General features: G+C 62.6%; 7 protein-coding genes and 1 pseudogene. 3 read left to right on the top strand and 5 right to left on the bottom strand.

All coding sequences use genetic code 11. From position 1 onward, the window contains the following. Positions 1–501: Rib/alpha-like domain-containing protein (locus HMPREF2678_RS01835; RefSeq protein ID WP_210382688.1), on the top strand; the 501-nt coding region annotated here is incomplete at its 5' end. 12 nt (positions 502–513) lie between these two features. Here HMPREF2678_RS01835 and HMPREF2678_RS01830 read toward each other — a convergent pair. After that, positions 514–1,380 carry a hypothetical protein gene (locus tag HMPREF2678_RS01830; protein WP_070550619.1) on the bottom strand — a complete coding sequence of 289 codons (867 nt, stop codon included), beginning with the start codon at positions 1,378–1,380 and terminating at the stop codon, positions 514–516. A gap of 160 nt (positions 1,381–1,540) precedes the next feature. Here HMPREF2678_RS01830 and HMPREF2678_RS01825 point away from each other — a divergent pair, with 160 nt between their 5' ends. Next, complete coding sequence (locus HMPREF2678_RS01825) at positions 1,541–2,830, top strand: adenylosuccinate synthase (protein WP_034971680.1); 1,290 nt, start codon at positions 1,541–1,543, stop codon at positions 2,828–2,830. An 11-nt stretch (positions 2,831–2,841) separates the two neighbouring features. On the opposite strand, the gene nrdF is transcribed toward HMPREF2678_RS01825, so the two are convergent. Together nrdF and nrdI are read right to left on the bottom strand one after the other, a co-directional pair. After that, positions 2,842–3,858 (bottom strand): class 1b ribonucleoside-diphosphate reductase subunit beta, encoded by a 1,017-nt coding sequence (gene nrdF / locus HMPREF2678_RS01820; RefSeq protein ID WP_051873853.1) that lies wholly within the window; start codon positions 3,856–3,858, stop codon positions 2,842–2,844. A 58-nt stretch (positions 3,859–3,916) separates the two neighbouring features. After that, positions 3,917–4,360, bottom strand: coding sequence for a class Ib ribonucleoside-diphosphate reductase assembly flavoprotein NrdI (gene nrdI / locus HMPREF2678_RS01815; protein WP_034969281.1), 444 nt, complete (start codon positions 4,358–4,360; stop codon positions 3,917–3,919). Between the two features lie 222 nt (positions 4,361–4,582). On the opposite strand from nrdI, the gene HMPREF2678_RS01810 reads away from it, so the two are divergent. Continuing rightward, the gene (locus HMPREF2678_RS01810) at positions 4,583–5,014 is read left to right on the top strand and encodes a pyridoxamine 5'-phosphate oxidase family protein (RefSeq protein ID WP_034969277.1); all 432 of its coding nucleotides are present in this window, start codon (positions 4,583–4,585) and stop codon (positions 5,012–5,014) included. Between the two features lie 170 nt (positions 5,015–5,184). Here HMPREF2678_RS01810 and HMPREF2678_RS01805 read toward each other — a convergent pair. Both HMPREF2678_RS01805 and HMPREF2678_RS01800 read right to left on the bottom strand, forming a co-directional pair. Beyond that, a pseudogene (locus HMPREF2678_RS01805) lies at positions 5,185–5,904 on the bottom strand (acyl-CoA dehydrogenase family protein); the annotation flags it as partial. Between the two features lie 6 nt (positions 5,905–5,910). Continuing rightward, on the bottom strand, positions 5,911–6,810 hold the full coding sequence (locus HMPREF2678_RS01800; protein ID WP_070550618.1) for an SDR family oxidoreductase: 900 nt from the start codon (positions 6,808–6,810) through the stop codon (positions 5,911–5,913). Positions 6,811–6,875 lie beyond the last annotated feature (65 nt).

The raw sequence follows: 6,875 nt of genomic DNA, 5'->3' as shown, positions 1-6,875 counted from the left end.
GTCACTGTTACGGTGAAGCCTGCCAACGAGATCTACGATCCCTCCTTCGAGGACGTGTCCGTGAAGCAGGGCGAGACCGTCACTTCTAAGGTTCCGGGTGATACCGGCGCGGGTGCGAAATTCACCGCTGGTGAGGGCGCGCCTGAGTGGGCTACCGTCAACCCTGACGGCACCGTGACCCTGAAGCCGAGCAAGGACGTGAAGCCGGGCAACTACACCATCCCGGTTGTCGTGACCTACCCGGATGGATCGACTTCCACCGTGGAACTCAAGGTGAACGTGGAGCGTAAGGGTGGCCTGTTAGGTAGCTCCGGCTCCAGCGATGGCTCCAGTGGTTCCCTGTCCGGCTCTCTGACCGGTTCCCTTGGCTCCAGCCACGGATCCCTGGTCGGTTCCAGCCCGCTGGGCTACTTCTTCGCGGCTCTGTTCGGAGTGATTGCGATTGGCGCTGGCTTGACCTGCCTGTACAACTGGGCCCGCGCCCACGGCTACGTTCGCTAATTGCGGGCGAGCTTAGTTTCGCACGAACTGCCCGTCCCGCAGGTGGCGGTAAAACGTCACCGACTTCAGCGGGCGGGGATGGCGCACCCCATCGCGGGTGACTACCAGATCCACCCCTCCGGCCTGTAAGGCCCGCCCCCGCAGCACCGTCGGCGAGACGGTGCTGCGGGGCTTTTTCGTGCGCCCGAACCAGCCCTTCCGCGGCAACGGTGGGCGCTGCACCGCAGCCAACCCCGGAGCATCCGGGGTGGGGACCAGGCGCACGCCGTTGTTGAAGTCGCTGGTTCCAGCTTTGTTCTGCTCGTACAGAACCTCGGAATCGACAATCACTTCGCCGATCATCTCGGCTTCCTTTTCAGCTTTGCCAGTAGAGTCAACCGGACCGGTCACCTCCGCGACCCCCAACGTCACCACTCCGTGGTCGTCGCGGATCACCGGAGTTGGCACAGCCGGGGAGGCGAGCGCGAAGGTGAGGTGCTGGGCAGGGGAGAAGGTGGCGTCCAGACCCCAAGAAAGAGCGACCGACGAAGCGCCGGAAGGGATAAACCCAACCTCGACCCAGAGGGCATCAATACGCATCAACTTAGAGACCACGGCGGCCACCGCGGCATCGCTGCCATGCACGATCACGCGCACACGCTCGCTGACCTGGTGCGGGTCCGGTTGTGGGGCGCCCAAGTGGGGAGCGTCGGGGCGCTGCATCAACTCGTCCAACGACGGGGTAGAGCCCACCACGAAGCGCTCCAGATCGTCCAAGAAGCGCAGCTCCTTGCGGGTGGGGACGGCGGAAAGATCGAGGCACTCCACGGCCTCGCCCGGCAACACGGGATCGCGCAGCCGATCGCTGGCGGGAATATCGCAACGCAACAAGAACAACATAGAAACCCACCATAGCGAGTGCCACAACCCCCGGCGACGTACTAGAATAGTTAAACGTCTTAGTGCCCCGCCCGATCAATGACAGCCTGTGAAGATGTGTCGCGTGGGGCTACAACCACGAGTACATCAGTACAAAAGCAGAGGACGTGTTTTAGGTTTCATGGCAGCGATCATTGTCGTGGGTGCCCAGTGGGGCGACGAAGGTAAGGGCAAAGCTACCGACATTCTAGGTGGAAAGGTCGACTACGTAGTTAAGCCCAACGGTGGCAATAATGCGGGCCATACCGTCGTCGTCGGCGGCGAAAAGTACGAGCTCAAGCTGCTGCCCGCAGGTGTTCTGTCCGAGAATGCTACGCCCATCATCGGCAACGGTTGCGTGGTGAACCTGGAGGCGCTGTTCGAGGAGATCGACGGGTTGGAAGCTCGCGGAGCAAACGCCTCCCGCCTGCGCGTGTCCGCCAACGCACAGCTGGTGGCGCCCTACCACGTGGCGATCGACCGCGTGGCAGAGCGCTTCCTAGGCAAGCGCGCCATCGGCACCACTGGCCGCGGCATCGGTCCGACGTACGCCGACAAGGTCTCCCGTGTGGGCATCCGCGCCCAGGACCTGCTGGACGAATCCATCCTGCGCCAGAAGATCGAATCGGCGCTGGATCAGAAAAACCAGATCCTGGTGAAGATCTACAACCGCCGCGCCGTTGACGTGGACGAGGTTGTGGACTACTTCCTGTCCTACGCCGATCGCCTCAAGCCGATGTTGATCGATGCGACGACGGAGCTGAATAAGGCTCTGGACGCCGGTAAGTCTGTGCTGATGGAAGGCGGCCAGGCGACGATGCTAGACGTGGACCACGGCACGTATCCCTTTGTGACTTCCTCTAACCCCACCACCGGCGGCGCGTGCGTGGGCACCGGCATTGGGCCGACGCGCATCACGGCATCACTGGGCATCATTAAGGCCTACACCACCCGCGTGGGTGCCGGTCCGTTCCCGACCGAGCTGTTCGACAAGTGGGGCGAGTTCCTGCAGACCACCGGCGGCGAGGTCGGTGTGAACACCGGACGCAAGCGCCGCTGTGGCTGGTACGACTCCGTGATTGCCCGCTACGCCTCCCGCGTGAACGGCTTTACCGACTACTTCCTGACGAAGCTGGACGTGCTAACCGGAATCGGCGAGATCCCGATCTGCGTGGCCTACGACGTCGACGGTGTGCGCCACGACGAAATGCCGATGACGCAGACCGAGTTCCACCACGCCACCCCGATCTACGAGACCATGCCCGCGTGGGACGAGGACATCACGGACTGCAAGACCTTCGAAGAGCTGCCGCAGAAGGCGCAGGACTACGTCAAGCGCCTGGAGGAGCTGTCCGGCTGCCGGATCTCCTACATCGGCGTAGGCCCGGGCCGCGACCAGACGATCGTCATCAACGACGTCGCGGAGGGCTAGGCCTAGCGCCGCTAGAAATCCCAGTCGTCCTCCTCCGTCGACTCCGCCCGCCCGATCACGTAGGAGGACCCGGAGCCGCTAAAGAAATCGTGTGTTTCGTTGGAATCCGGCGCCAGGGCGGCGATGATTTCCGGCTCCGTTTTCGCTGCTTCGTCTTCGTACTGCGGCGGATACCCCAGATTCATTAGCGCCTTATCCGCGTTGTAATGCACGAACGCCATCACGCCGTCGATCAGCGATTTCTCGCCGGGTAGGGTTCCGCCGTACAGGTCTCCGGAATACTCCTTCTCCAGCTCTAGCAGCTCCTCCACTAGCGCGAACGTGAACTCCTCGAGCTCTGCCGTGCGCTCCGGGTGGGCCTCCAGCCCCCGCTGGAACTTGTATCCCGAGTAGTACCCGTGGACGGCCTTGTCCCGCAGGATCAGTCGGATCATGTCGGCTGTATTCATCAGCGTGCCACGGCAGCTAAACCACAACGGCAGGTAAAACCCGGCGTACAGCAGCAGGGAGGACAGCAGTGTGGCCGCGACCTTCCGTTTGAGCGGATCATCCCCGTAGTAGTGCTGCATCACCGCCGTCGCTCGGCGCTGCAGTGCGGGGTTCTCAACAGCCCAGGTGTATGCGGCGTTGATCTCCTCGCTGCTGCACATTGTGCTGAACACACTGCTGTAGCTGCGCGCGTGAACGGCCTGCATAAAGGCGATGTTGGCGTAGACCGCTTGTTCGTGTTCGGTGCGGGCATCCGGGATCTGGCTGATCTCGCCAACGGTCGCCTGCACAGTATCCAGCAGTGTGAGCCCGGTGAATACCTTGGTGGTCAGCTCGCGTTCTGCGTCCGTCAGTGCGTTCCAGGTCGGCAGGTCGTTGGACAGCGGTACTTTTTCCGGCAGCCAGAAGTTGCTGGTCAGCCGCTGCCAGATCTCCAGATCCTTTTGGTCGTCCAGCCGGTTCCAATTCACCGGCCGCAGTGGCCGGGCGGGGTCGTGTGGCCATTGGGGTGGGGTTTGGGAGCGCGTGAGGTAGCTCATTGTTTCCTTTCTGATTCTTCTCGATCGTGTCTTCTTGCTCGTGTTCTCTTGCTCTGTCTTATGGACGCCACATCTCCCCGCCAGTCCGATTCCAGAACTCCCGGATGCCTTCCCGAACACGGGCAACATCGCGGGCTGTGCCGAGTAGCTCAAAGCGATAGAGCTCCGGCACCCGGCACTTGGCGGCGATGGTTGGTCCGGCGCAGCAGTAGGCTGTGCCGAAGTTCCTGTTTCCGCTGGTGATCACACCCCTGATGAGGGAGCGGTTATGCGGATCGTTGAGGAAGTTGATGACTTGCCTGGGCACCGCCTTCCGCGGGTCACCTCCGCCATAGGTGGGGGTGATGAGCACATAGGGCTCGTCAACGATGAGCTCCGGCTCCTTGCGCCGCAAGGGGATGCGGCGGGCGGGAATGTCCAACTTGTCGACGAATCGTCGGGTGTTTTCGGAGGCTGAGGAGAAGTAGACGATGCGCGGCTGCGAGACCGCGGTTGGTTGCATTGGGGGAGAGGTCCTTTACGGCTTGGGTAGTTGGTCGTGTTGTTGGCTGGGGTAGCCGGCCACGGGAAGGTGGCGTCCAAAGTTCAATAATACGAACTTTACAACAACAATGACTTGAACTTTTGTGTAGAGTGCGCGGTGTAGCCAACTTCACATCGCGCGACCGACAGCGCGGTGCGGAAAAACCGCCAGAGAAAACCAGAAAAAGAAAGGACAGAGCTCATGGCGAAGCTAACCCAAGAAATGAAAGACATGATTGATGCACAGCTGCCGTACCTGGCGACTGTGACCGACGGCGAGACGCTGCTGCCGGACATCGGTCCGAAGCGCAGCCTGCGCGTGTGGGATGACGAGACGCTGATCTACAACGAAAACACCGGCCGGCAACACCTGGAAAACCTCCGGGCTGGCTCGAAGGCCGCCGTCGCGGTCGTGGATTGGGCAGAGCTAGATGGGTACCGGTTCATCGGACCGGCGGAGCTATTCCACGAAGGGCCGGTGTGGGATGCAGCGGTGAAGTACGCCGAGGAGATGGGGCATAACCCACCGAAGATGGCGGTACTGATCCACATCGAGCAGATCTACACGCTCATGCTCGGCAAGAACGCTGGCCGGTTGCTGGCCAGCGATGACGAGTCCCTGATGGTGGACTAAAAACCGTACTCGCGGGCGGTGATAGCCGCCTGGTTGACGATCCACTCCACCATCTCCTGGGTCGGAGCGCCGGAAATCGCCTGGTTGGAGGGGTTGTTCATCACTCGGCGGACCACGCCCTCGACGATGATCGCCACCTTCCACAGACCCAGGACGTGCCAGTAGGCCAGCGCCTGCCGCTCGCGGTCGTGGTAGCCGAACACCGGCAGGTTCCGCACGATGGTCACGCCGGGGGCATCCGCGGGGACGGCGAGCATGGACTGCTGGCGGTGGATCTCCGCCTCCGGGCTGGTCTTGCCCATCACGATCATGACCTTGAGGTGCGGGTGCATGCCGTTGGAAGTGAACCACTTGCGGCCGTTGAGTACGTAGCCGCCGTCTGTTCGTTCCATGCTCATGCGGACGTTGGTGGCGTCGCTAGAAGCAACCCCGGGTTCCGTCATGGCGAAGGCAGAGCGGATTTCGCCGCTGAGTAGGGGTTCCAGGTACTTCTCCCGGTGCTCGTCGGTGCCGTAGAGCTCGAAGACCTCCATGTTGCCTGTGTCGGGGGCGTTGCAGTTGCAGGCCTCGGGGGCGAGGTGGATGGACCGGCCCATGATCTCTGCGAGGGGTGCGTATTCGGCGTTGGTCAGGCCGGGGCGGTTGCTATCGCCGCCGGTGGTTGCTGCGTCCGCGCCGCCAGCGCCGAGGTGAGGGTGGAAGAGGTTCCACAGGCCGCGCTTTTTCGCCTCGTTCTTCAGCTCCGCGAGGACGGCGGGGAAGTGGTGCGGGTCGCCCGATTCGCGCATCTGCTGTTCGTACACCGCCTCCGCCGGGTAGACGCATTCGTCCATGAACTCGGTGAGCTTGCCCTGGTATTCCAGGGATCGTTCGCTGTGTTGGAAGTCCACTGTTTCTTACCTTTCGACGCCAGATCGTCCGCCGACCGGCTTGTCAGCGGAGTTGGATTGTCCGGGTGTGGTGACGTCGATCGTCTTGTTGCCGACGAGCATTCCGCCGTCGACCACGAGGTTTTCGCCGGTCAGCCAGGAGCTGGTCGGTGCGGCAAGGAATGCGATGGCGTCTGCGATGTCCTCTGGTTCGCCGATGCGCCCGGCGGGGATGAGGGTGGAGGTGGAGTCTTCGTTTTCCTTCCATAGCGCCTCCGAGAGCTTGGTGCGCACCACGCCGGGGGAGATGCTGTTCACGCGGATGCGTGGAGCCAGTTCGCGCGCCATCTGCTTGGACAAGTGCAACAGGGCGGCCTTGGAGGCGTTGTACACGCCGATGTAGTCCTCCATGGTCAGTGCGCCGATGCTGGAGACGTTCACGACCGCGCCTGCGGGGCCGTCAGTGGTGCCGGGGCTGCCGTCGGCGCCATCGCGGGCGGCCTTGCCGAGGCCTGCCTCGATCGCGGCGCTGGTCCAGATGACCGGGCCGATGGTGTTGATCTGGAACACCTTCGCCATGATGTCCGCGGACTGCTTGTGCACTGGGCCGAAGGCGGGGTTCGTGCCGGCGTTGTTGATGAGGACGTCGAGTCGGCCGAACTCTTCAACGGCCTTGGCGCAGGCCATCTTCGCTGCCTCTGGGTCGGCTACGTGCGCGGCGATTCCCAGTACGCGGCCGGCATTGGGGTTGAGCTTCTGCGCTTTGGCCTGCAGCTCTTCGGCGGCGGGGGTGACTGTTTCTGGTTTGCGGCCGGTGATGACCACGTTCGCTCCGCTGGCTGCAAGCTTCAGTGCGGTGGCGTGGCCGATGCCGCGGGTGCCGCCGGTGACGATGGCGGTGAGCCCGGTGAAATCGTAAGAACTCATGAGGGGGATCCTTCGGGGTGCTCGAGTGTCGGGTGTCGGTGTGATCCCCATCATAAAATGAAATT

Origin of the sequence: Corynebacterium sp. HMSC058E07 (genome assembly GCF_001809885.1) — a bacterium.
Classification (GTDB): Bacteria; Actinomycetota; Actinomycetes; order Mycobacteriales; family Mycobacteriaceae; genus Corynebacterium; species Corynebacterium macclintockiae.
Note: the sequence above shows the minus strand (reverse complement) of the source record. Positions and strands in the feature narration are given on the sequence as shown.

Coding starts and splice junctions, on each gene's coding strand:
- HMPREF2678_RS01810 (WP_034969277.1), top strand. CDS start 4,583: ATGGCGAAGCTAACCCAAGAAATGAAAGACATGATTGATGCACAGCTG.
- nrdI (WP_034969281.1), bottom strand. CDS start 4,360: ATGCAACCAACCGCGGTCTCGCAGCCGCGCATCGTCTACTTCTCCTCA.
- HMPREF2678_RS01830 (WP_070550619.1), bottom strand. CDS start 1,380: ATGTTGTTCTTGTTGCGTTGCGATATTCCCGCCAGCGATCGGCTGCGC.
- HMPREF2678_RS01800 (WP_070550618.1), bottom strand. CDS start 6,810: ATGAGTTCTTACGATTTCACCGGGCTCACCGCCATCGTCACCGGCGGC.
- nrdF (WP_051873853.1), bottom strand. CDS start 3,858: ATGAGCTACCTCACGCGCTCCCAAACCCCACCCCAATGGCCACACGAC.
- HMPREF2678_RS01825 (WP_034971680.1), top strand. CDS start 1,541: ATGGCAGCGATCATTGTCGTGGGTGCCCAGTGGGGCGACGAAGGTAAG.